Source organism: Salibaculum griseiflavum (genome assembly GCF_003129565.1).
Classification (GTDB): Bacteria; Pseudomonadota; Alphaproteobacteria; order Rhodobacterales; family Rhodobacteraceae; genus Salibaculum; species Salibaculum griseiflavum.
This window is the reverse complement of record NZ_QETF01000003.1, coordinates 115,945-136,477: the sequence shown is the minus strand read 5'-3', so window position 1 is coordinate 136,477 and position 20,533 is coordinate 115,945. Positions and strand designations below refer to the sequence as shown.

Below are 20,533 nucleotides of genomic sequence, written 5' to 3'. Positions count from 1 at the left end.
CCGGCGGGCGGTCGCCGCTCAAATGCCGCCGAACGGGTCCTCGGGATAGCCGACGCCGGCAAGATATAGCCCGTCGGGCGGGCAGACCGGGCCACAGGCGGCGCGGTCGCGGGCCTCCAGCGCGGTTTTCACCTGTTCCGGGTCCCAGGCACCGGCGCCGACCCGTTCCAGGGTTCCGACGAAGCTGCGCACCTGGTTGTGCAGGAAAGATCGGGCGCGGACATGGAAGCGAAACTCGGTGCCGCCATCGACGCGGGGCTGCTGTTCGATCTCAAGTGCATCCAGCGTTTTGACCGGGCTGTCGGCCTGGCAGATCGAGGACCGAAAGGTCGTGAAATCATGCCGCCCGACCAGATGTGCCGCCCCGGCCTGCATGGCGCCCAGGTCCAGCCCATGCGGCACCCGCCAAACCAGTCCTTTCTCGAAGGTCAGCGGCGCGCGGCGCGCCACCAACCGGAACAGGTAACGGCGTTCGACGGCTGAGAAGCGCGCATGCCAGTCCTCGGCGACGCGGGCACAGGCGACGATGGCGACCGGATCGGGCTTGAGGTGGAAATTCAGCGCCTCGGACAGGCGGAACGGGTCCCAGTCCTTGTCCATGTCGCATTGGGCCACTTGCCCCAGCGCATGCACGCCGGCATCGGTGCGGCCCGCCCCGGCGATGGTATGGGCGCGCGGTTCCAGCCGTGCCAATGCGGCCTCGATCGCGCCCTGCACGGTCGGCAGGTCCTGCTGCCGTTGCCAGCCGGAAAAAGGCTGGCCGTTATATTCGACCTTGAGCGCGTAGCGAGGCATGACCGGGGGCCTTAGGGGGAGGCGGGAGCGAAATCAATCCCTACACATTGCTGGGTCGCCTGCCTATCTTGGCGCAGAACAGCACGAAGGAAGGGTGGCGGTGGTTCTTTCGACCCTCGCAGACGGAATTTCGCGGGGCGTGGACGGGGTGACCGACACTCTCTCGGCACCCTTCACCGATCCGGTGATCCGGCTTGGCGTGACGGGGCTCAGCCGCGCGGGCAAGACGGTGTTCATCACCTCGCTTGTGGCCAACCTGCTGGACCGGGGGCGGATGCCGCAGTTTCAGCCGGCGGCCCGGGGCGCGATCCGAACCGCCTATCTGCAACCTCAGCCCGACGACACGGTGCCGCGCTTCGATTACGAAACCCACTTGGCCGCTCTGACCGCGCAAGAGCCGCACTGGCCCGAGAGCACGCGCCGGATCTCCGAGCTGCGGCTTTCGCTCAAGGTTCAGCCCGGTGGACTGATCGGGTCGTTCCAGGGGCCGCGCACGGTGCATCTGGATATCGTGGATTACCCCGGTGAATGGCTGCTCGACCTGTCGTTGCTGGACAAGGACTTTGCCGGCTGGTCTGCGGATGTGCTGGCCCGGATCGAGGATCGGCCGGGCGGGGCCGACTACCTTTCACTGTTGGCTTCGAATGATCCTTCGGCCGTGCTGGATGAACCCGTGGCGCAGGCGCTGGCCCGGAGCTATACCGCGCATCTGAACGCTGCCCGAGAGGCCGGGTATTCCGATTGCACGCCGGGGCGCTTCATGTTGCCGGGCGATCTGGAAGGCTCGCCCGTTCTGACCTTCGCCCCCCTGCCACTGGTGGAAAAGCCAGGTCGCCGCAGCCTGTGGCGGGAATTCGAACGCCGGTTCGACAGCTACAAGCGCAACGTGGTCAAGCCGTTCTTTCGAGACCATTTCGCCCGGATCGACCGGCAGATCGTTCTAGTCGACCTGCTGGGCGCCATCCATTCCGGTCCGCGCGCGGTCGAGGATTTGCGCCGGGCCATGGCGGATATCCTGTCGGCCTTCCGCCCCGGTCGAAATGATTTCCTGAGCCGTCTGTTCCGGGGACGGCGGATCGACAAGATCCTGTTTGCCGCGACCAAGGCCGACCACCTGCACCACGAACAGCACCCGCAACTGACCGCCATCACAGAGGCTTTGTTGCGAGAGGCCCGTGACCGGGCGGCCTTTGCCGGGGCCGAGGTGGGGGCGATGTCCATCGCCGCCCTGCGCGCCACGGACGAGGACCGGGTGCCCCATGACGGGGTTGAGTTGCCGGTGGTGCGTGGCCGCCTGCTGGGCTCGGACAGGCGCGCGGCCTTCTATCCCGGCGCTCTGCCGAGCGATCCGGGGCATCTACTGGCCCCCGCGCGGAAGGGGGCCGAGGCCTGGTTGGACGCCGATTACGAGGTGATGCGCTTTGCCCCGCTGCCCCTGACCCTGAAACCGGGAGAGGGGCCGCCGCATATCCGGCTGGACCGGGCGGCGCAGTTTCTCCTGGGGGACAAGTTATGAGCAAAGGCCCCGTTCTGATCGAACTGGATGAAAGCGATGTGATCGCACCCGATGCCGCGCCGCCGGTGCCCGAGGAGGGCGAGACCGGCGCGGCGATGCAGACGGCGGCGCATCTGGCGGCGCGGCGCGGTTCGCGGCTGGCCCGCTGGTTCTGGGCCAGCCTTGTGGCGCTGGTCGGGTTCGCGGCCTCGGTCGCGGCCTATGACTTCGTCATCGGCCTGCTGGACCGGTCGCCGGTGCTGGGCATGGTGGCGCTGGGCCTGATCGGGATCTTCTGCCTTGTCCTGCTGCTGATCGCGCTTCGGGAACTGGCAGCGCTGTTGCGATTGCGCCGGGTGGACCGGCTGCAATCTCGGGCGGCCGATGCGCTTGCAGACGGGTCGTTGAGCACAGCGCGCGCGGTGACAGATGGGTTGCTTGCGCTTTACAAGGATCGTGAGGACACGGCCTGGGGCCGGTCCGCATTCACCGACCGCCAAGGCGAGGTCATGGATGCCGATGGACTGCTGGGTCTTGCCGAAACCGCCATGCTGGAACCTTTGGACAAACGTGCCCGGCAAGAGGTCGAGGCCGCCGCTCGCCGGGTTGCTACGGTCACCGCCGTGGTGCCGCTGGCCTTTGCCGATATCTTCACCGCGCTTTCGGCCAATATCGCCATGATCCGCCGCATTGCCGAGATCTATGGCGGCCGATCCGGCGCGCTGGGGTCGTGGCGGCTGACGCGGTCTGTTCTGACGCATCTTGTGGCCACCGGGGCCGTGGCCGTGGGCGATGACCTTGTGGGGTCGGTCGCCGGCGGCGGGGTGCTGTCCAAGGTGTCACGCCGCTTTGGCGAAGGGGTGATCAATGGCGCCCTGACCGCACGGGTCGGCGTCGCCGCGATGGAGGTCTGCCGGCCGTTGCCCTTCGGCTCTGTCCCGAGGCCCACGGTCAGCGGGCTTGTGAAACGGTCCCTGACTGGGCTGTTTTCGCGCGCCTAGCGCAGGATCGGCACCTCACCGGGGCGCTGCCGGTCCACCACCGCCGCCCGCATGCTGGCCCCGATCCGGTGTGCCAGGGCCGACCAGGACCGGGCCTGTGCCTCGGCCAGTTCCTGTGCCAGAACCAGGTCGAAAATCTCCAGCCATGTTTCGAACATGCCGGGGCGGACATTGCCGGCGGCCACATGGACCTGCACGGGGTTGCCGTCATAGACCCGTTCGTGCCGGATCGCGTTGCACCAGAAGCGGGTCACTTTTTCCTCGTGCGCGGGCCAGTCATCGACGTGAACCGCAAAGACCGGCCCAAGTTTGGGATGGGCACGGATACGTTCGTAGAACCGGGCCACGACGCGGGCGATCTCGTCTTCCGAAACATCGAATTTGGGCGGCAGGGGCATGGGCTTCGCATACGCCAAGTCCCGGCGCTGGGGAAGGGGTTGATCTGGAACAAGGTGGCGCGCCGCCCGGCGGGCCAGTCTGGCGGCATGACAGAACACGGACACAGCCAGGCCGAAGTCGAGGCCCGCATCAATGCCCCCGCCGGGCGCGGTCATGTGCGCGACATGATCTATGGCGCGATCGACGGGTCGATCACCACCTTCGCTATCGTCGCGGGCGTTGCAGGGGCGGGGCTTTCGCCCTTCATCATCATCGCGCTGGGCATGGCGAACGTGCTGGCCGACGGGTTTTCCATGGCCGCAGGCAATTATTCCGGCACCAAGTCGGAGCTTGACGAGATGAAGCGCCTGCGCGCGGTCGAGGCGCGCCATATCCGCGACCATCCCGAGGGCGAGCGGCGCGAGATTCGCGAAATCCTGCGCCAGAAGGGCCTGAAGGGGGACGTTCTGGAAGAGGCGGTGACGGCGATCGCAGCCAACCAGAAAGCGTGGATCGACCTCATGATCGAGGGCGAATACGGGCTTTCCGCCGTCGAGCCGCATCCGATGCGGGCGGCACTGGCCACCTTTGCCGCCTTTCTTCTGGCCGGGTTCGTGCCGCTTTTGCCGTTCTTTCTGGGGCTGGCCGCGCCATTCGGATGGTCCGTCGGCCTGACCATGGCCATGTTCTTTGCCGTTGGCGTCTGGAAAAGCCGCTGGTCGCTGGCCCCGTGGTGGCGCTCGGGGTTCGAAACCTTCGTGATCGGCGGTATCGCCGCCCTGATCGCCTATTTCGTCGGGACACTTTTCGCGGTCTGACGGCGCTTCGTTCCCGCGCACTTTACCCTTGTTGCCAGCGGTCCTATAAGCGGCCCTGTCATGACATATGCACGGCCCATCATTCGAATTACAACCCCGGCGCTCTGAGCCTGATCAGAGACGCCGGGCAAAGGTGTCCGAGGGATCCGCACCGCACCGAACAGCCGTGAAAAACACCGAATTTCGAAGGACGCGACACGATGTGCGCCGATACGCCTGACTACAAAGATACGCTGACCCTGCCGAAAACCGACTTTCCCATGCGCGCGGGGCTGCCCAAGCGCGAGCCCGAATGGCTGGACCGATGGGAAAAGATCGGCGTCTACGACCGCCTGCGCGAGAAAGAAGGCCGCACGCCTTTCATCCTGCACGACGGCCCGCCCTACGCGAATGGCCACCTGCATATCGGCCACGCCCTGAACAAGACGATCAAGGACATGATCGTGCGGTCCCACCAGATGATGGGCCATGACAGTCGCTATGTGCCCGGCTGGGACTGCCACGGCCTGCCGATCGAGTGGAAGATCGAGGAGAAATACCGCGAGAAGGGCCAGGACAAGGACCAGGTCGACGTCATCGACTTCCGCCAGGAATGCCGCCGTTTCGCCGAAGGCTGGATCGACATCCAGCGCGACGAGTTCAAGCGCCTCGGGATCACCGGCAACTGGGCCGATCCCTACCTGACGATGGATTTCCACGCCGAACGCGTCATCGCCGAGGAATTCATGAAATTCCTGATGAGCGGCACGCTCTACCAGGGGTCAAAGCCGGTCATGTGGTCGCCCGTGGAACAGACCGCCCTGGCCGAGGCCGAGGTCGAATACCACGACAAGGAAAGCTTCACGATCTGGGTGAAATTTGCGGTTGCGACCGATGGTGAGTTGCAGGGCGCCCACGTCGTGATCTGGACCACCACGCCGTGGACCATCCCCTCGAACAAGGCGGTGGTCTATGGCGAGGACATTTCCTATGGCCTCTATGAGGTCACGGACACGCCCGAGGAATGCTGGGCCAACACCGGCGACCGCTACCTTCTGGCCGACAAGCTGGCCGCCGATGTCTTTGCCCGCGCACGGCTGGATGATGGCATGTGGCGGCGCGTGCGCGATGTCACGTCGGATGAACTGTCTGGCCTGTCCCTCAAGCACCCGCTGGCCGGGGCCGAGGGGTCGGGCGGCGAATGGGACGACCTGCGCGATTTCCGCGCCGCCGATTTCGTGACCGACGAGGAAGGCACCGGTTTCGTCCATTGCGCCCCGTCGCACGGGATGGAGGAATTCGAGCTTTACCGAGACCTTGGCATGCTCGAACAGGTCATCACCTACAATGTCATGGACGACGGCTCTTTCCGCGAGGACCTGCCGTTCTTCGGGGGCAAGCGCATCCTGCGCGAAAAGGCCAAGAAGGGCGATTGGGAAGGCGACGCCAACGCCGCCGTGATCTCCAAGCTGACCGAGGTCGGCGGGCTTCTGGCGCGTGGAAAGATCAAGCACAGCTATCCGCATTCCTGGCGCTCCAAGGCGCCGGTCATCTATCGCAACACGCCGCAATGGTTCGCCGCCATCGACCGCCCTGTGGGCGACGGGCAGGACGAGCATGGCAGGACGATCCGCGAACGGGCGCTGAAATCGATCAACGAGCTGGTGAAATTCACCCCCGCCTCCGGTCAGAACCGGCTGCGGTCGATGATGGAGACCCGGCCCGACTGGGTGCTGTCGCGCCAGCGGGCCTGGGGTGTGCCGTTGACCTGTTTCACCAAGAAGGGCGCGCTGCCCACGGACCCGGATTTCCTGCTGCGCGACCCGGTCGTGAATGCCCGTATCGTCGAGGCCTTCGAGGCCGAGGGTGCGGATGCCTGGTACAAGCCCGACGCCAAGGCGCGGTTCCTGGGCAAAAACTACGATCCCGAGGACTGGGAGCAGGTCTTCGACATTCTCGATGTCTGGTTCGACAGCGGCTCGACCCATGCCTTCGTGCTGCGCGACCGCGCGGACGGCACCCCCGACGGGATCGCCGATGTCTATCTCGAAGGCACCGACCAGCATCGCGGCTGGTTCCATTCCTCGCTTTTGCAGGCCTGCGGCACCAAGGGCCGCGCGCCCTATCGCAACGTGGTCACGCACGGGTTCACGCTGGACGAGAAGGGCAACAAGATGTCCAAATCGCTCGGCAACACGATCGTGCCCGAAGAGGTGGTCAAGCAATACGGCGCCGATATCCTTCGGCTCTGGGTGGCGCAGACCGATTACATGGCCGACCAGCGGATCGGGCCGGAAATCCTCAAGGGCGTGGCCGACAGCTATCGCCGGCTGCGCAACACGATGCGCTTCATGCTGGGCGCGCTAGCCCATTTCGATGAAAGCGACCGGATCCAACCGGCGCAGATGCCGGAACTGGAACGCTGGGTGCTGCACCGGGTGGCCGAGCTCGACCAGGTGGTGCGCGACGGCTATGCCCGGTTTGATTTCCAGGGTGTGTTCCAGGCGCTGTTCAATTTCGCCACGGTGGAACTGTCGGCCTTCTATTTCGATATCCGCAAGGACGCGCTTTATTGCGACGGTGCAGACAGCGACCGGCGCAAATCGGCGCTGACGGTGCTGGATATCCTGTTCCATCGCCTCACCACCTGGCTGGCCCCGGTGCTGGTGTTCACCATGGAAGAGGTATGGCTGGAACGCTTCCCGGGCGAGGGCAGCTCGGTCCACCTGGTGGATTTCCCGGACACCCCGGCCGATTGGAGTGACACGGATCTGGCCGCGAAATGGGCCGATGTTCGCCGGGTGCGCCGGGTGGTGACTGCCGCGCTGGAGGTGCAGCGCCGCGAGAAGGTCATCGGTGCCTCCTTGGAGGCGGCCCCGGTCGTGCATGTTGATGCGGGCACGAAGGCGATCCTCGATACCGTCAATTTCGACGATATCTGCATCACCTCGGGCATCCGCGTCACCACCGACCCGTCCCCGGCCGAGGCGTTCCGCCTGCCGGAAGTCGAAGGCGTTGGCGTGGTTTTCGAAAAGGCCGAAGGCGAAAAATGTCAGCGCTGCTGGAAGATCCTGCCGGACGTGGGCCGGCACGCCCATGACGGCGTTTGCGGCCGCTGCGACGCGGCGCTGGGCTGAGAAGGACAGGCGCGGGCCGGCAAAGCCGCCGGCCCCGGCGCCATCGCCGGGTCAGTTGCGCGAATTGACGATCTCGTAGGCGCGCTCGGCTTCGACCGGTTCGAGTACGGCGGGCGGGAATAGGATTCCCCCGATCCGCATGAAGTTGCAGCGGAAATAGGCGACCGAACCTTCTTCGAGCGTGACCTCGTGTTCGACAGTGTTCTCGGAGTGGGCGGAAACGACATAGGTGCCGGGTGCCAATGGAACCACCATTGCACGGCGCTTCTCGCATTTGCCGATCGGGTTCCCCGCAACGCGGATATTCGGGTAATGAATGTCGCCCACGATGCCGGTATAGCCACGGTCGCCATAGACAATAACACCAGTAAAGCCAGCTTCGCCGCTACGGATAGTCTCGGGTAGAACATCGACATCCGTATGTGGAATGGTCGTCGCACCGCTGACGCTGCTTTGATCTGGAATGGAACAGGCAGAGGCGGCAAGCAAAGCCGCGATTGCAAAAAGGGGCTTCATCTGTTTCTCCATTGTCTATGGATTGAAGTTAGGCGGCCTGTCACGCTTGCAGCAACACTTTTTGCCAAGCAGTAATGCGAACCTGCAGGCGACCATGGAATCTCTTGATCCAGATCAGCGCAGGATTGTTCGGCAACTTGTCTGATACAAGGGAATGAAGCGAAGGAGATACGCGAATGGCACATCCGCCCAAGACCGAGCTGCGCGACAAGATGATGGCGCTGGAGGTCGAAGAGTTGCAGGCCGCCAGAGAGCATTACGAGGCCTTCCTCAAGGACAGCCGTCTGGTTGCGAATGAACCCCATGAACGCGACGAGATGGCCGCGGCCCGCATGGCGGCCGATCTGGCCCACGGGTTCGACGATCCTATTCATGACCACGAGGCCAAGATCGACGCGCTCGAGGCGCTGGATACCGGCCCCAATTCCGAGGTCGGGCCCGGGGCCGTGGTCACGCTGAATGGCCGCAATTTCATCGTCGCCGTGTCCACGAAGAAATTCGAGTGCGGCGGAGAAACCTACATGGGCATTTCCCAGGAAAGCCCGATCTACAAGAAGATGGCCGGTATGAGCGCGGGCGACAGTTTCGAACAGAACGGCGTCGAGATGGTGATCGACGCGGTTTTCTGAAGCCGGGCTAGCCGTCCATTCCGTGAATGGCCTGCTGCACAGGCCCCGAAAGCAACAGGTAGATCGAGGTGACGATCAGCCCGCCGGTGACGACCGGCCCGGGACCGAACCCGGTCCAGGCCGCGTATCCGGCCAGGGCCGTCCAGATAAAGGCAAGCGGCAGCGACAGGGCACGCCACCTTGCGGTGCGGACGGGGTGGATGAATTTCACAGGCAGGAACATGGCGATGGTCAGCGCCGTGACCACCAAAAGGCAGATCGCCCAGTGCGGTTCGGTTGCGAAGAAAACCAGGACGACCATGTTCCAACATCCCGGAAAGCCGGAAAACGAATAGTCCGTCGTCTTCATCCGGGTGTCAGCGAAATACATGGCCGAGCCGTAGGTGATGGCGATGATTGCCACCCAGCCCGACCAGCCATCCATCAAGCCGCTGGCGTAGAGCGCGTAGGCGGGAATGAACACATAGGTCAGGTAGTCGATGATCAGGTCGAGCAGCACGCCGTCGAATTGCGGTGCGTATTGCTTGACCTGGTAGCGACGCGCCAGCGGCCCGTCGATCCCGTCGACGGCGAAGGCCACGACCAGCCAGACGAACATCATCGCCCAATCCTGCTGGATCGCTTCCAGCATGGCGAGCATGGCAAAGACCGCACCGGTGGCGGTCAAGAGGTGAACGGCAAGGGCTTTGGATTGGGCTGTCATGGGCGTGTCATGGAGGATTTGCCCCGCGGGCGCAACAGGTGGCGGGTGCCGAACGGAGTGGCTGCGCCACGCAGCATGTCTCGTCGTCGTGCCTCCTCCTCGGGTTTGGGGGCGTTGCCCCCGTCGGTCTGCGACCGACTCCCCCACGGTATTTTCGACCCAAAGAAGCGGTTAGCCGCGAGAGCGGGGGTGGGCCTTGTCGTAGACTTCCATCAGGCGGGCCGTGTCGACAGCGGTATAGGCCTGAGTGGTCGAGAGAGAGGCGTGGCCCAGCAATTCCTGGATCGCACGCAGGTCGCCGCCGGCGTTCAGCAGGTGCGTGGCGAAGCTGTGGCGCATGGCGTGGGGTGTGGCCGTGGCGGGCAGGCCGAGTTGCATCCGCGCCTGTTCCATCACTTTCTGGATCGCGCGGGGGGACAGGGCGCCGCCACGGACACCGCGAAAGAGCGGTTCGGCCGGTGGCAGGTCATGGGGGCAGGCTTTGACATAGGTGGCTACGGCCTCGCGCGCGGCGGGCAGGACAGGGACGATCCGTTCCTTGTTGCCCTTGCCGATGATGCGCAGGGTCGCGCCGAGCGGCGCGTCCGCTCCGGTGAGTGTCAGGGCCTCGGATATCCGCAAGCCGCAGCCGTAAAGCAGCGTTACGACTGCCGTATCGCGGGCGGCCACCCAGGGTTCGCGGGCCTGAAGGTCTACCCGGTCGATCATGGCCCGGGCGGCGTCCTCGGCCAGCGGGCGGGGCAATTTCTTGCGAAACTTCGGCGAGCGGGTGGCAAGAACGGCGGTGGCTTCGAACCCCTCGCGTTCGCTGAGCCAGCGGTAGAACGATTTGACCGCCGACAATGACCGCGCCAGCGAGCGTGCCGCAACGCCGCGCCCGCGTTCATGGGCCATCCAGGCGCGCATGTCCGACGTGGTGATCCGCGCGATCGGGCCAAGGCCCTGCGCCTCGCCATGGTGCTGGGACATGAAGTCCAGGAAGGACAACAGGTCGCGCTGGTAGGCCGACAAGGTATTTTCGGACGCCGCATTCATCGCCCTCTGGTGGTCAAGCCAGTGGGCGAGGGTGTCGGACAGGGCCGGGGAGATCATGGCCTAGCTGAGCCAGCGCCGCATGACGCGCTCGAAGACGCCGGTGAAGAAGGCCAGCAGGTCGGTGCCTTGCTGGGGCGTGAATTGGTGCGGGTCCTCTGCGCCGAAGACCAGCATGCCGGGCAGGCGCCCTTCGCCGAGGTCGAGGCGCAGGCAGGCTTCGGAGCGGATGAAATCGGCCTTGTCGCCAAACAGCATCGCGTTGTCCGTGCGGACCTGGCGCAGGGTCACCTGGCGGATCGGGTGATTGCGGCCCTGGGTGATGTAACCGGCCACGAAGCCCGGTTCGGCCACGCACAGCACGTCCTGCAACTTGGCGACGGCGGGGTCCTCGGACCGGGCGGCGGATTCGAGCACCAGCCGAACCGTGTCCACACGCAGGATGTCGGCCACGTCGCCCTTGAGGTCGGACAGGAAGCTTTCGAACCGGTTTGCATCCATCATCCGCAGGATGGCGCGATGGATCTGGTTGGTCCCGGCGAGGTTCTCATAGGCCGCGGCGATGACATTGCGGTGGGTATCTTCGAGACGGTCCAGCCGGGCCTCAAGCCGTTCCATGGCAATCCCGCGCAGGTCCACGATATTGGACCCCATGGATTTCTCATTGGCGGTAATCAGGGCGCGCATGATGTCCTGATCTTCCAGCACCGCCTCGGGATCGGACAGGATGCGGTCGCGGAAATCGGTGTCTTTGCCGGGGGTGCTGCTCATGAACCACGCCATTCTTTGTGTTTGAACGGAGGTTTAGCAGAAAGAGTTCAGACCGGGCCAGAACAAATTTCTCACTGGGCGAGGTCTCGCGTCAGGTGTGGCGGCCCGGTGCGGGACCGGGCCGCTAGAACGCGATCAGACGATCTTGATGCCGGCTTTCTCGGCATCCTTGAGGAAGGCGGCGAGACCTTTGTCCGTCAGCACATGCTCGGCCATCTTGTGGATCACGGCCGGCGGTGCGGTGGCGACGTCGGCACCGATCTTGGCGGCCTCGGACATGTGGTTGGCCGAGCGGATCGAGGCGGCAAGGATCTGGGTGTCGAAGCCATAATTGTCGTAGATCTCGCGGATGTCGGCGATCAGGTCCATGCCGTCGAGGTTCAGGTCATCGAGGCGGCCGATGAAGGGCGAGATGAAGGTCGCGCCCGCCTTTGCGGCCAAGAGCGCCTGGTTGGCCGAGAAACACAGCGTGACATTGACCATGTTGCCGTCGTCCGACAGCACCTTGCAGGCCTTGAGGCCGTCCCAGGTCAGCGGGACCTTGACGGCGATATTGTCGGCGATCTTGGCCAGCTTGCGGCCCTCTTCGATCATCGCGTCGGCCTCGGTGGCGACGACCTCGGCACTGACGGGGCCGTCGACCATGTCGCAGATTTCCTTGGTCACTTCGAGAATGTCACGGCCCGACTTGGCGATCAGCGAAGGGTTGGTGGTGACACCGTCCACCATGCCCAGTTCGTTCAATTCGCGGATGGCATCGACATCGGCAGTATCGACAAAGAATTTCATTTCAAGGCTCCGGATGGTTGGGGTTGGCAGTCGTCGCGCCAGCGTTTACCCCAGATACAACAAGACGGAAACCCCCTTATGGTTGCGCTAACATGACCTCGGTAGCACGCGACTTTTTCGATGAGGGCGAGCTGGTCGGTGTTTTGACCACCCAGCCGCTGGATCGTGTGCTCGACTACAAGGCCCCCGAAGGCGGTTGCTGGTTGGGGGCGTTCGTCGAGGTGCCGCTCGGGCCGCGCAAGGTTTTGGGCGTGGTCTGGGGGCCGGGGCAGGGGGATTACGACAGGGCCAGAGTGCGGGCGGTGATCCGCGTGCTGGACGTCGCGCCGATTGCCCCGGATATGCGGGAATTCCTTGAACGGGCGGCCACGTATACCCTGACACCGATGCCGGCCATGCTGCGGCTGGCCACGCGGGCGCCGGGGCTGGGGGATGCGCCCTCGATGCGCAAGGTTTACCGCCTGGGGGGCACGTTGCCCGACCGGATGACCACGGCGCGTGAGAAGGTTTTGGGGGTGCTGCGCGCGTATGGCGGCTTGTCCTTTACCCTTGGGGAGCTTGCCGAAATGGCGGGCGTGTCCAGCTCGGTGGTCAAGGGGTTAGTCAAACAGGGGGCGGTTTGCGAGGAAGATGCGCCGCGGGACACGCCCTATCCGCGACTTGACCCCGATTATGGCGGCAAGACCCTGACCGCGGCGCAGGAACAGGCCGCCGCAGCATTGCGAAAAGGGATCAGCGCGCGGGTCTATGGCACGACCTTGCTCAAGGGTGTGACCGGGTCAGGCAAGACCGAGGTCTACCTCGAGGCCGTCGCCGAGGCCCTGCGCGCGGGGCGGCAGGCGCTGGTCCTGCTGCCCGAGATTGCCCTGACCGAGCAATTCCTGACCCGGATCGAGGCGCGGTTCGGGATGAAACCGGCGGAATGGCATTCCGGTGTCACCATGACCGAGCGGCGGCGCTGTTGGAAAATGGTGGGGCAGGGGGGCTGCCAGGTCGTGGTCGGCGCGCGCTCGGCGCTGTTCCTGCCGTTTCGCGACCTCGGCCTGATCGTCGTCGATGAGGAACACGATACCTCCTACAAGCAGGAAGACGGCGTGCTTTACAATGCCCGCGACATGGCGGTTCTGCGGGCCTCGATGACCGGGGGGCAGGTGGTGCTGGCCTCCGCCACCCCGTCGCTGGAAAGCTGGGCAAATGCGGAGGCGGGGAAATACGCGCGGCTCGACCTGACCGACCGCTTCGGCGAGGCGGTGATGCCCGAGATGGCCGCGATCGACCTGCGACTTGAGGACCTTCCGGGGGGCAAGTGGGTGTCGCCCACGCTCAAATCAGCGGTCGATCAGCGGATCGCGCGGGGCGAACAGGCGCTCTTGTTTCTGAACCGGCGTGGCTATGCCCCGGTGACGATCTGTCGGGCCTGCGGCCACCAGATCGGCTGTGACCATTGCGACGCGACCATGGTGGAACACCGGTTTCTCAAGCGGCTGATGTGCCATCAATGCGGCGAGACCAAACCGATGCCGTCGGTCTGTCCCAATTGCGAGGCCGAGGACCGCCTTGCCCCGGTCGGCCCGGGCGTGGAGCGGCTGGAAGAAGAAGCCCGGGCGTTGTGGCCCGAGGCGCGGGTCGTCGTCTTGTCATCGGACCTTTTCGGGTCGGCCCGGGCGTTGAAAGAGGCGATCGAGGGGATCGCCGCGGGAGAGGCTGATATCATCATCGGCACCCAGCTCGTCGCCAAGGGGCACAACTTCCCCAAGCTGACACTGGTCGGGGTGATCGATTCCGATCTGGGGCTGCAAGGGTCGGACCTGCGCGCGGCTGAACGCACCTTTCAGTTGCTGAGACAGGTCGCGGGGCGCGCCGGCCGGGCAGATGTGCCCGGCGAGGCGCTGCTGCAGACGTTCCAGCCGGAACATCCGGTAATCCGGGCCATTCTGGGTGGTGATGAAGAAGCCTTCTGGGCCGCAGAGGCGGCAGAGCGCAAAGCGGCGGGCGTGCCGCCCTATGGCCGTATGGCGGGGATCATCCTGTCCTCGCCCGAAGCGCAGGCCGTTTTCGACCTGGGCACGGAAATGGCCCGCAACGACGCGCCTTTGCGGCGGATCGGAGCGCAGGTCTTTGGCCCTGCGCCGGCCCCCATCGCGCGCATTCGTGGGCGGCATCGGGTGCGGCTGCTGGTCAAGGCGGACAAGGCTGCGCCGCTGCAGCAGGCCCTGGCGCAGTGGGTGGCGCAATTCCGGCTCAAGGGCGACCTGCGCCTGGCGATAGATATCGACCCGCAGAGCTTTTACTGAGGTCGGGTTTCAAATTGAGTGCTGCGCACGCTCTATTCTTGTGAAAGAGGGGGCGCTGCCCCCGTCGCGTGCGGGGCACGCGACTCCCCCGCGGTATTTCGGACCCAAAGAAGTCAGGCCGGTTGCGGCGTTGGGCGGCGCTGATCCACGAGGTAATCGGTGAGCATGCCGCCGATCCACATGGATGTCAGAGCGACCCAGGCCGTGCCCGCGAAGACCGAGCCGCCGGTGACGCCCGCGCCGATGGCGCAGCCACCCGCCAGCATCCCGCCGAAGCCCATCATGGCGGCGCCGATCAGGGCGCGGCGCATATTGGCCTCGTCTTCGAAGCCCTGGAACTTGAATTCCCGTGTCAGCACCGCGGCGAGGAAAGAACCCAGGAAGACCCCCGGCACGAGGCCTATCGAGAAGGTCAGGACCGGCGCGGGTTCGAGAAAGAACATCAGGGTGTTGGCCGAGGGGCCGGTGAAGGTCGCGCTTTCGATGGTGACCGGGTCGAAGGCGATCTGGCTCAGCGATGTGGTCAGGATCCAGCCGACGGCCACGGCAAAGCCCACGCCCGAGGCGAAGACCAGCCGCGCCGCGCCGATCCGGTTGCGCCGGGACAGGAACAGCGCCAGCCCGGCCAGCACGACACCCAGCACGAGACCGCCCCAATCGGGCAGGCGGGCGGCTGTCATCAGGTCGAGATTGCGGCCGCCCTCGGTAATCCACAGCCCTGCAAGCCGGTCGCGCAGCGGGGCCAGCCAGCCATGCAACGACATCTGTGCGACGACTGCAAAGACCAACCCGGACACCACGGACCGCAGATTGCCCGTGGCCGCCAGCACCAGCAGGCGGCCCGAGCACCCGCGTGCCAGGATCATGCCGGCCCCGAAGAGCAGCCCGCCGAGGATGGCGCCCGACCAACTGCCCGGCACGGCCATGATCCGAGCCTCGGTGACGTTGACATGGCCCAGAAGCCGCGCGCCCTGCACCCAGACAAGCGCTGTCGAGAAGGTCAGCAGCCAGACTGCCACCTTGTCGCCCCAGATGCCGCGCGCGAATTCGCTTGTCGCCGCCCGCAGGCAGAACCGCGAGCGCTGGGCAGCCACGCCGAAAATCACGCCGGTGATCACGCCGAAGAGCGCGGCGGTCTGCGCCTCGCCCAGGGTTTCGGCCAGGTACAGGATAAGGTCCATGGGGCTGTTGTCCTTGGTTGTTTGGGTGGACATGCCGCAATTTGAATGTGTCCGCTTTGACATGGATCAGGTGCGGGTCCGAAAACGACTTTGCACTGGTCGCATGTGAAGCAGAATCCCCCGCTTTTTCGTGGTCTTGGCGGAAATGAGGAAGGCGCTGTTGCAGGGAGGAAGCGATGAGCGTTCAGGACCCGTTCAAGGATATCACCATCCGCCCTGTGCCCCGGCCCAAGGGGTTGCGCCTGGAGGCTGCGCAGACGCCGCTTGAGAACGGTGAAAAGACCGGCCATGGCAGTTGCAGCTGGCGCACGCTGATCAGTGGAGATCGGACGGCCAGCACCGACATCGTCATGGGGCTGGCCGAATTCGGGCCGGGCCAGACGCTGGAAATGCACCGGCATTCCCAGGCCGAGGTCTATTTCGGGCTATCCGGCTCCGGCACGGTCATGATCGAGGGGGAGGCGCACGAGATATCGTCCGGTGTGGCGGTCTACCTGCCGCCGGGGGCCGAACATGGCGTTGTCGCCTCCGAGGCGGGGTTGAGCTTCGTCTACAGTTTCCCGGCAAGTTGTTTTTCCGAGATCGACTACACATTCTCCGCCGCCATTTGAGGAGCGTGCCTCTCGCCAAGGGCGCCAAAAAGGCGTAGAGCGCACGCCATGCGCATTGTCCCCCTGGCCGAGGCCCGGTCCCTGCCGTTCTGGCGCAGGCCCGTGACGCTTCTTTTCCTGATGGCAGCCGCCATGCCGGTGGCCTTTGCCACGTGGTCGGCGCTGCTGAACAATTTCGTTGTCGAGGCGGCGGGCTTCGATGGGTCGGATATCGGCTGGCTGCACACGGTGCGCGAGATCCCCGGCTTCCTGGCGATTGGCGTGATTGCCCTGCTGATGCTGTTTCGAGAACAGGTGCTGGGGATCGTCGCGTTGGCGCTGTTGGGTGTCGCCACGGCACTGACCGCGCAGTTCCCATCCTTGGGGGGCATCCTGACCATCACGATGCTGTCGTCCATCGGCTTCCATTATTTCGAGACGGTCAATCAATCCTTACAGCTGCAATGGATTGATCGGCAGCGCGCGCCGCAGATGCTGGGCTGGATCCTGGCGGCGGGGTCCGGGGCGACGCTGGCGGCCTATGTCCTCATCGTGCTGACCTGGGAAAGCTTCGATCTGAGCTACAATTTCGTCTATGTCGTTTCCGGTGGCTTCACGGCACTGGCAGCGCTGTTCTGCTATTTCGCATACCCGCAATTCGAAAGCCCGCATCCGCAACTCAAGCAGATGGTGCTGCGCCGCCGTTACTGGCTGTATTACGCGCTGCAATTCATGTCGGGGGCGCGGCGGCAGATCTTCGTGGTCTTCGCCGGGTTCATGATGGTGGAACGCTTCGGCTTCGAGGTTCACCAGGTGACGGCTCTGTTCCTGATCAACCTTGTGGCCAACATGATCTTCGCGCCGTTGATGGGGCGGCTGGTCGGAATCTGGGGAGAGCGGATGGCGCTGTCCTTCGAATATGTCGGATTGATCGCGGTCTTTCTGGCCTATGGCGGCATCTACTGGTTTGGCTGGGGGGTCGTGCTGGCTTCGGCGCTCTACGTGGTGGATCACATGTTCTTCGCGCTGGCCCTCGCACTGAAGACCTATTTCCAGAAGATCGCCGATCCGGGGGATATCGCACCCACCGCCGCCGTGGCCTTCACGATCAACCATATCGCCGCCGTTTTCCTGCCGGCACTGCTGGGGTATCTCTGGCTGGTCTCGCCGGCGGCGGTCTTTTCGCTTGCTGCAAGCATGGCGGGGATTTCGCTGATCCTCGCCCTGATGATCCCGCGCCATCCCGGTCCGGGCAACGAAACCATCTTTGCGCGGGTCATGCCCGCCCCAGCGGAGTAGACCATGACCACCTTTACCGCCCTGACCACCCTTGATGGCAAAGACCCGGCGCAGGCGCTGGGCGACGCGATGGAAGGGTTGGACCCCGCCCCGACGGGGGTTGGCGTTTTCGAACTGGAGGACGGCTCTGGCCTGTGGGAGGTAGGCGGCTACTTCGAGGATGCTCCGGACGAAGTTGCGCTGGCCCTTCTGGCGGCGGCGCATGGGGCTAAGCCCTTCGCCGTGTCGGAATTGCCCGAGGTGGACTGGGTCGCCCATGTGAAACGGGAGCTGGCGCCGGTGGAGGCGGGGCGCTTTTTCGTCCATGGCAGCCATGATGCGGACAAGCTGCCCGAGGGCCGCGTCGGCCTGTTGATCGAGGCGGCGATGGCCTTCGGCACCGGCCACCATGGTACGACGTTGGGATGTTTGCGCGCCTTCGATACCTTGCTGAATACGGGGCATGCGCCTTCCCGCGTGGCCGATATCGGTTGCGGCACGGCGGTGCTTGCCATGGCGGCGGCGAAATGCCTGCCCGATGCGCAGGTCATTGCCAGCGATATCGACCCCGTCGCGGTCGAGGTGGCCGAAGCCAACCTGGCCGCCAATGGCATGGCCGGTGCCGTGACCTGCGTCGAAGCTGCCGGTTTCGGTGCGGACCGGTTATCCGAGCTGGCGCCCTATGACCTGGTTTTCGCCAATATTCTGAAGGGGCCGCTTATAGAGTTGGCGCCGGAAATGTCGGCGCATACGGCGCCGGGAGGGCACGTGATTCTTTCCGGGATCCTCAATCCCCAGGCCGCAGCGGTGATTGACGCTTATTCACGAACCGGGTTCAATCTGGTCAGCCGTGATGAGATTGTCGACTGGACGACGCTGGTTCTGCAGAAAATATCCTGAATTTTCCGGGCAAATCCGCGGATTCACGGGGTTTGCCTCATTCTGGCCACATTTCGGCGACATCTTCGTCACACTGTGGTGGGGATCACAGTGAGGCTGCCATGTCTATTGATACTGGATTTGACAAGCGGGTTGACCGCATCGTTCGCACCCATGACCGGATTCGTCGTAACGGCGTGGTACACCGGGTTGGCAAGGATGGATTGATCGTCACCCGACCACGGGTCGCGCGTCCGCGCTTTCCGCTGCGGGGCGTCCTTGTCGTGGTGTTGCTGGGGTTTGCCTTCAAGGGTTTGCTCTGGGCGCAGATCGGGGCTGCTGGCTACAATGACCGTGTCGAACGGTTGCGCCAGGGAACGGTCATCGAAAAGGCCGGCGCGTGGCTGCTGCAGGAAGATGCCGTAACGATCTGGATCGGCCAGCAAACCCGCCCCTATCTACGCCGCTGACCTCACGATAAGTGCTGGCACGAAAAAGGCCGCGCCGGGCAATCCGGACGCGGCCTTCTGGGTTTTCTGCCTGCTTCGGCTCAGCGGTAGCTGCGCGCTGCGATCTGGTCGATGTCACCGGGGTTCAGGCCGATATCGTCCAGTTCACGGGCGCTGAGCTTGGACAGGGCCTTGCGGGTGACGCGGGCGTCGTTCCAGCTGGCGATCGCACCGAAAATGCGGGCGATGGAAAAGCCGGAACCGTTGAGCGGGCGGATCATGTCGATGGCGGCCATTGGGGGAACTCCTTCGGAAATGGGCGGGCGCCGTGTGTCTTTCTGACCCGCAGGTAGGGATGACCGTTATCTTTCACCAGAGCTTTTTTCGCATGGCTTTCATGCATTTTCTGCATGGCGGAATTGATGGATAAGTCGATGAAAAATAATGGTAAATTACAGCTCTGTAGAAGTCGTTTTCAGACCTCGGAGTGGCGAAAACGAACCGGATTCCGGCAATCTGTCGTGATCTGAACAGGGCGGTGTCGTTTTCGGACATTGCATTGCGCCTTGGCCAATGTTCGCCTTTTGTGCTAGGGCTGTTGCAAAACAGCAATATAACGGGCGAGGACGAGGCGCAGATGCGGGTATTGGGCATAGATCCGGGATTGCGGAACATGGGGTGGGGCCTGATCGACGTGACGGGATCGCGCCTTTCCCACGTGGCCAACGGCATCTGCAAATCGGCCGGACCGGACCTGGCGGCACGGCTTGTCACCCTGCATGACCAGCTACAGGAAATCATGGACATTCATGCGCCAGACGTGGCCGCCGTTGAACAGACCTTCGTGAACAAGGACGGCGCCGGAACGCTGAAGCTGGGTCAGGCCCGGGGCGTTGCCGTTCTGGTTGCGGCGCGCGCGGGGCTGGCCGTGGGCGAATATGCGCCCAACGCGGTAAAGAAGGCCGTGGTTGGCGTAGGCCACGCGGACAAGGCGCAGATCGCCCATATGGTGCGCCTGCAATTGCCGGGTGTCGACCTGGCCGGGCCGGACGCGGCCGATGCACTGGCGATCGCCATCTGTCATTCCCATCACCTGCAATCCGCTGGCCACTTGTCGCGCGCCGTTGAACGGGCCTCGGCATGATCGGGCGGCTTGCCGGACGGCTGGAATATCGTGCCGCCGATCATGTGCTGATCGACGTGCGCGGTGTGGGCTATGTCGTCTTCGTGTCGGACCGGACCATGGCCGCGCTGCCCGGCACGGGCGAGGCGGTCGCCCTCTATACCGACCTGCTGGTGCGCGAGGATCTGTTGCAGCTGTTCGGGTTCACCTCGCTGGTGGAAAAGGAATGGCACCGCCTGCTGATGGGGGTGCAGGGGATCGGTGCCAAGGCGTCGATGGCCATTCTTGGCGCGCTTGGGCCGGATGGTGTAAGCCGGGCGATTGCTCTTGGCGATTGGGCCGCCGTGGCCTCGGCCAAGGGGGTGGGGCCGAAAACCGCCAAGAAAGTCATTCTCGAATTGAAGGACAAGGCGCCGACCGTCATGGCGATGGGGGCAGCCGCCCCGATCAGTGGCTCCGCCGAAACCGGGGCGATCGAGGACGAGCCGGTGATCGAACCCGCTGCGCCGCATACCGCGCCCGCCTCCGATGGCGCGGCGCAGTCCGAGGCGCTGTCGGCGCTGACCAATCTCGGCTATGGCCCCTCCGAGGCCGCCAGTGCCGTCGCACAGGCCCTTGGAGACGATCCCGGCGCGGATACCGGCGCCCTGATCAAGGCGGCATTGAAGCTGCTGGCGCCGAAAGGGTAAGAGGCGC

21 protein-coding genes are annotated in these 20,533 nt (G+C 64.5%); 12 read left to right on the top strand and 9 right to left on the bottom strand.

From position 1 onward, the window contains the following. Positions 1 to 18 precede the first annotated feature (18 nt). Complete coding sequence (gene truA / locus DFK10_RS04160) at positions 19 to 795, bottom strand: tRNA pseudouridine(38-40) synthase TruA (RefSeq protein WP_109386891.1); 777 nt, start codon at positions 793 to 795, stop codon at positions 19 to 21. Between the two features lie 100 nt (positions 796 to 895). On the opposite strand from truA, the gene DFK10_RS04155 reads away from it, so the two are divergent. Both DFK10_RS04155 and DFK10_RS04150 read left to right on the top strand, forming a co-directional pair. Next, on the top strand, positions 896 to 2,311 hold the full coding sequence (locus tag DFK10_RS04155; protein ID WP_109387133.1) for a YcjX family GTP-binding protein: 1,416 nt from the start codon (positions 896 to 898) through the stop codon (positions 2,309 to 2,311). After that, positions 2,308 to 3,291: a YcjF family protein gene (locus tag DFK10_RS04150; RefSeq protein WP_109386889.1), complete on the top strand. Its 984-nt coding sequence runs from the start codon at positions 2,308 to 2,310 to the stop codon at positions 3,289 to 3,291. Before DFK10_RS04155 ends, DFK10_RS04150 begins: the two co-directional genes overlap by 4 nt. On the opposite strand, the gene DFK10_RS04145 is transcribed toward DFK10_RS04150, so the two are convergent. Further along, positions 3,288 to 3,689, bottom strand: a complete 402-nt coding sequence (locus DFK10_RS04145) for a group III truncated hemoglobin (protein ID WP_109386887.1) — start codon at positions 3,687 to 3,689, stop codon at positions 3,288 to 3,290. The genes DFK10_RS04150 and DFK10_RS04145 overlap by 4 nt on opposite strands. An 87-nt stretch (positions 3,690 to 3,776) precedes the next feature. On the opposite strand from DFK10_RS04145, the gene DFK10_RS04140 reads away from it, so the two are divergent. Next, positions 3,777 to 4,487 carry a VIT1/CCC1 transporter family protein gene (locus DFK10_RS04140; RefSeq protein WP_109387131.1) on the top strand — a complete coding sequence of 237 codons (711 nt, stop codon included), beginning with the start codon at positions 3,777 to 3,779 and terminating at the stop codon, positions 4,485 to 4,487. 200 nt (positions 4,488 to 4,687) lie between these two features. Beyond that, positions 4,688 to 7,603: an isoleucine--tRNA ligase gene (gene ileS / locus DFK10_RS04135; protein ID WP_109386885.1), complete on the top strand. Its 2,916-nt coding sequence runs from the start codon at positions 4,688 to 4,690 to the stop codon at positions 7,601 to 7,603. Positions 7,604 to 7,654: 51 nt separating this feature from the next. Here ileS and DFK10_RS04130 read toward each other — a convergent pair whose 3' ends face one another. Next, a complete protein-coding gene (locus DFK10_RS04130; protein WP_146193222.1) occupies positions 7,655 to 8,119 on the bottom strand; it encodes a hypothetical protein in 465 nt (154 codons plus the stop codon). Between the two features lie 176 nt (positions 8,120 to 8,295). Here DFK10_RS04130 and DFK10_RS04125 point away from each other — a divergent pair, with 176 nt between their 5' ends. Next, the gene (locus DFK10_RS04125) at positions 8,296 to 8,748 is read left to right on the top strand and encodes a hypothetical protein (RefSeq protein WP_109386881.1); all 453 of its coding nucleotides are present in this window, start codon (positions 8,296 to 8,298) and stop codon (positions 8,746 to 8,748) included. Positions 8,749 to 8,755: 7 nt separating this feature from the next. Here the strand turns inward: DFK10_RS04125 and DFK10_RS04120 are convergent, their stop codons facing one another. The 4 genes from DFK10_RS04120 to fsa all read right to left on the bottom strand — a co-directional run bounded on the left by DFK10_RS04120 (position 8,756) and on the right by fsa (position 12,043). Further along, positions 8,756 to 9,451 (bottom strand): CDP-alcohol phosphatidyltransferase family protein, encoded by a 696-nt coding sequence (locus tag DFK10_RS04120; RefSeq protein ID WP_109386879.1) that lies wholly within the window; start codon positions 9,449 to 9,451, stop codon positions 8,756 to 8,758. Positions 9,452 to 9,622: 171 nt separating this feature from the next. Beyond that, positions 9,623 to 10,543: a tyrosine recombinase XerC gene (locus tag DFK10_RS04115; protein ID WP_109386877.1), complete on the bottom strand. Its 921-nt coding sequence runs from the start codon at positions 10,541 to 10,543 to the stop codon at positions 9,623 to 9,625. A gap of 3 nt (positions 10,544 to 10,546) precedes the next feature. Next, entirely contained in the window at positions 10,547 to 11,254 is a 708-nt protein-coding gene (locus tag DFK10_RS04110; RefSeq protein ID WP_109386875.1) for a DUF484 family protein, read from the bottom strand. A 135-nt stretch (positions 11,255 to 11,389) separates the two neighbouring features. Next, entirely contained in the window at positions 11,390 to 12,043 is a 654-nt protein-coding gene (gene fsa / locus DFK10_RS04105) for a fructose-6-phosphate aldolase (RefSeq protein ID WP_109386873.1), read from the bottom strand. A gap of 92 nt (positions 12,044 to 12,135) precedes the next feature. Here fsa and DFK10_RS04100 point away from each other — a divergent pair, with 92 nt between their 5' ends. Beyond that, positions 12,136 to 14,337, top strand: coding sequence for a primosomal protein N' (locus DFK10_RS04100; RefSeq protein ID WP_109386871.1), 2,202 nt, complete (start codon positions 12,136 to 12,138; stop codon positions 14,335 to 14,337). Positions 14,338 to 14,450: 113 nt separating this feature from the next. Here the strand turns inward: DFK10_RS04100 and DFK10_RS04095 are convergent, their stop codons facing one another. Then, positions 14,451 to 15,518: a YeeE/YedE family protein gene (locus tag DFK10_RS04095; protein WP_109386869.1), complete on the bottom strand. Its 1,068-nt coding sequence runs from the start codon at positions 15,516 to 15,518 to the stop codon at positions 14,451 to 14,453. Between the two features lie 176 nt (positions 15,519 to 15,694). On the opposite strand from DFK10_RS04095, the gene DFK10_RS04090 reads away from it, so the two are divergent. The 4 genes from DFK10_RS04090 to DFK10_RS04075 all read left to right on the top strand — a co-directional run bounded on the left by DFK10_RS04090 (position 15,695) and on the right by DFK10_RS04075 (position 18,735). Next, positions 15,695 to 16,129, top strand: a complete 435-nt coding sequence (locus tag DFK10_RS04090) for a dimethylsulfonioproprionate lyase family protein (protein WP_109386867.1) — start codon at positions 15,695 to 15,697, stop codon at positions 16,127 to 16,129. 48 nt (positions 16,130 to 16,177) lie between these two features. Beyond that, positions 16,178 to 17,407 (top strand): MFS transporter, encoded by a 1,230-nt coding sequence (locus DFK10_RS04085; protein ID WP_109386865.1) that lies wholly within the window; start codon positions 16,178 to 16,180, stop codon positions 17,405 to 17,407. A 3-nt stretch (positions 17,408 to 17,410) separates the two neighbouring features. After that, entirely contained in the window at positions 17,411 to 18,286 is an 876-nt protein-coding gene (locus DFK10_RS04080; RefSeq protein WP_109386863.1) for a 50S ribosomal protein L11 methyltransferase, read from the top strand. Between the two features lie 101 nt (positions 18,287 to 18,387). Continuing rightward, positions 18,388 to 18,735 carry a hypothetical protein gene (locus tag DFK10_RS04075; protein ID WP_109386861.1) on the top strand — a complete coding sequence of 116 codons (348 nt, stop codon included), beginning with the start codon at positions 18,388 to 18,390 and terminating at the stop codon, positions 18,733 to 18,735. An 80-nt stretch (positions 18,736 to 18,815) separates the two neighbouring features. Here the strand turns inward: DFK10_RS04075 and DFK10_RS04070 are convergent, their stop codons facing one another. Further along, complete coding sequence (locus DFK10_RS04070; protein WP_109386859.1) at positions 18,816 to 19,010, bottom strand: DUF1127 domain-containing protein; 195 nt, start codon at positions 19,008 to 19,010, stop codon at positions 18,816 to 18,818. A 341-nt stretch (positions 19,011 to 19,351) separates the two neighbouring features. Between DFK10_RS04070 and ruvC the strand changes: the two genes are divergently transcribed. Together ruvC and ruvA are read left to right on the top strand one after the other, a co-directional pair. Further along, positions 19,352 to 19,858, top strand: a complete 507-nt coding sequence (gene ruvC / locus DFK10_RS04065) for a crossover junction endodeoxyribonuclease RuvC (RefSeq protein ID WP_109386857.1) — start codon at positions 19,352 to 19,354, stop codon at positions 19,856 to 19,858. Further along, complete coding sequence (ruvA, locus tag DFK10_RS04060; protein ID WP_109386855.1) at positions 19,855 to 20,526, top strand: Holliday junction branch migration protein RuvA; 672 nt, start codon at positions 19,855 to 19,857, stop codon at positions 20,524 to 20,526. Before ruvC ends, ruvA begins: the two co-directional genes overlap by 4 nt. Positions 20,527 to 20,533 lie beyond the last annotated feature (7 nt).

What these genes read in the sequence shown, in the direction of transcription:
- truA (WP_109386891.1), bottom strand. Translation starts at nt 795, where the DNA reads ATGCCTCGCTACGCGCTCAAGGTCGAATATAACGGCCAGCCTTTTTCC.
- DFK10_RS04150 (WP_109386889.1), top strand. Translation starts at nt 2,308, where the DNA reads ATGAGCAAAGGCCCCGTTCTGATCGAACTGGATGAAAGCGATGTGATC.
- DFK10_RS04145 (WP_109386887.1), bottom strand. Translation starts at nt 3,689, where the DNA reads ATGCCCCTGCCGCCCAAATTCGATGTTTCGGAAGACGAGATCGCCCGC.
- DFK10_RS04140 (WP_109387131.1), top strand. Translation starts at nt 3,777, where the DNA reads ATGACAGAACACGGACACAGCCAGGCCGAAGTCGAGGCCCGCATCAAT.
- ileS (WP_109386885.1), top strand. Translation starts at nt 4,688, where the DNA reads ATGTGCGCCGATACGCCTGACTACAAAGATACGCTGACCCTGCCGAAA.
- DFK10_RS04130 (WP_146193222.1), bottom strand. Translation starts at nt 8,119, where the DNA reads ATGAAGCCCCTTTTTGCAATCGCGGCTTTGCTTGCCGCCTCTGCCTGT.
- DFK10_RS04125 (WP_109386881.1), top strand. Translation starts at nt 8,296, where the DNA reads ATGGCACATCCGCCCAAGACCGAGCTGCGCGACAAGATGATGGCGCTG.
- DFK10_RS04120 (WP_109386879.1), bottom strand. Translation starts at nt 9,451, where the DNA reads ATGACAGCCCAATCCAAAGCCCTTGCCGTTCACCTCTTGACCGCCACC.
- DFK10_RS04115 (WP_109386877.1), bottom strand. Translation starts at nt 10,543, where the DNA reads ATGATCTCCCCGGCCCTGTCCGACACCCTCGCCCACTGGCTTGACCAC.
- DFK10_RS04110 (WP_109386875.1), bottom strand. Translation starts at nt 11,254, where the DNA reads ATGAGCAGCACCCCCGGCAAAGACACCGATTTCCGCGACCGCATCCTG.
- fsa (WP_109386873.1), bottom strand. Translation starts at nt 12,043, where the DNA reads ATGAAATTCTTTGTCGATACTGCCGATGTCGATGCCATCCGCGAATTG.
- DFK10_RS04100 (WP_109386871.1), top strand. Translation starts at nt 12,136, where the DNA reads ATGACCTCGGTAGCACGCGACTTTTTCGATGAGGGCGAGCTGGTCGGT.
- DFK10_RS04095 (WP_109386869.1), bottom strand. Translation starts at nt 15,518, where the DNA reads ATGGACCTTATCCTGTACCTGGCCGAAACCCTGGGCGAGGCGCAGACC.
- DFK10_RS04090 (WP_109386867.1), top strand. Translation starts at nt 15,695, where the DNA reads ATGAGCGTTCAGGACCCGTTCAAGGATATCACCATCCGCCCTGTGCCC.
- DFK10_RS04085 (WP_109386865.1), top strand. Translation starts at nt 16,178, where the DNA reads ATGCGCATTGTCCCCCTGGCCGAGGCCCGGTCCCTGCCGTTCTGGCGC.
- DFK10_RS04080 (WP_109386863.1), top strand. Translation starts at nt 17,411, where the DNA reads ATGACCACCTTTACCGCCCTGACCACCCTTGATGGCAAAGACCCGGCG.
- DFK10_RS04075 (WP_109386861.1), top strand. Translation starts at nt 18,388, where the DNA reads ATGTCTATTGATACTGGATTTGACAAGCGGGTTGACCGCATCGTTCGC.
- DFK10_RS04070 (WP_109386859.1), bottom strand. Translation starts at nt 19,010, where the DNA reads ATGGCCGCCATCGACATGATCCGCCCGCTCAACGGTTCCGGCTTTTCC.
- ruvC (WP_109386857.1), top strand. Translation starts at nt 19,352, where the DNA reads ATGCGGGTATTGGGCATAGATCCGGGATTGCGGAACATGGGGTGGGGC.
- ruvA (WP_109386855.1), top strand. Translation starts at nt 19,855, where the DNA reads ATGATCGGGCGGCTTGCCGGACGGCTGGAATATCGTGCCGCCGATCAT.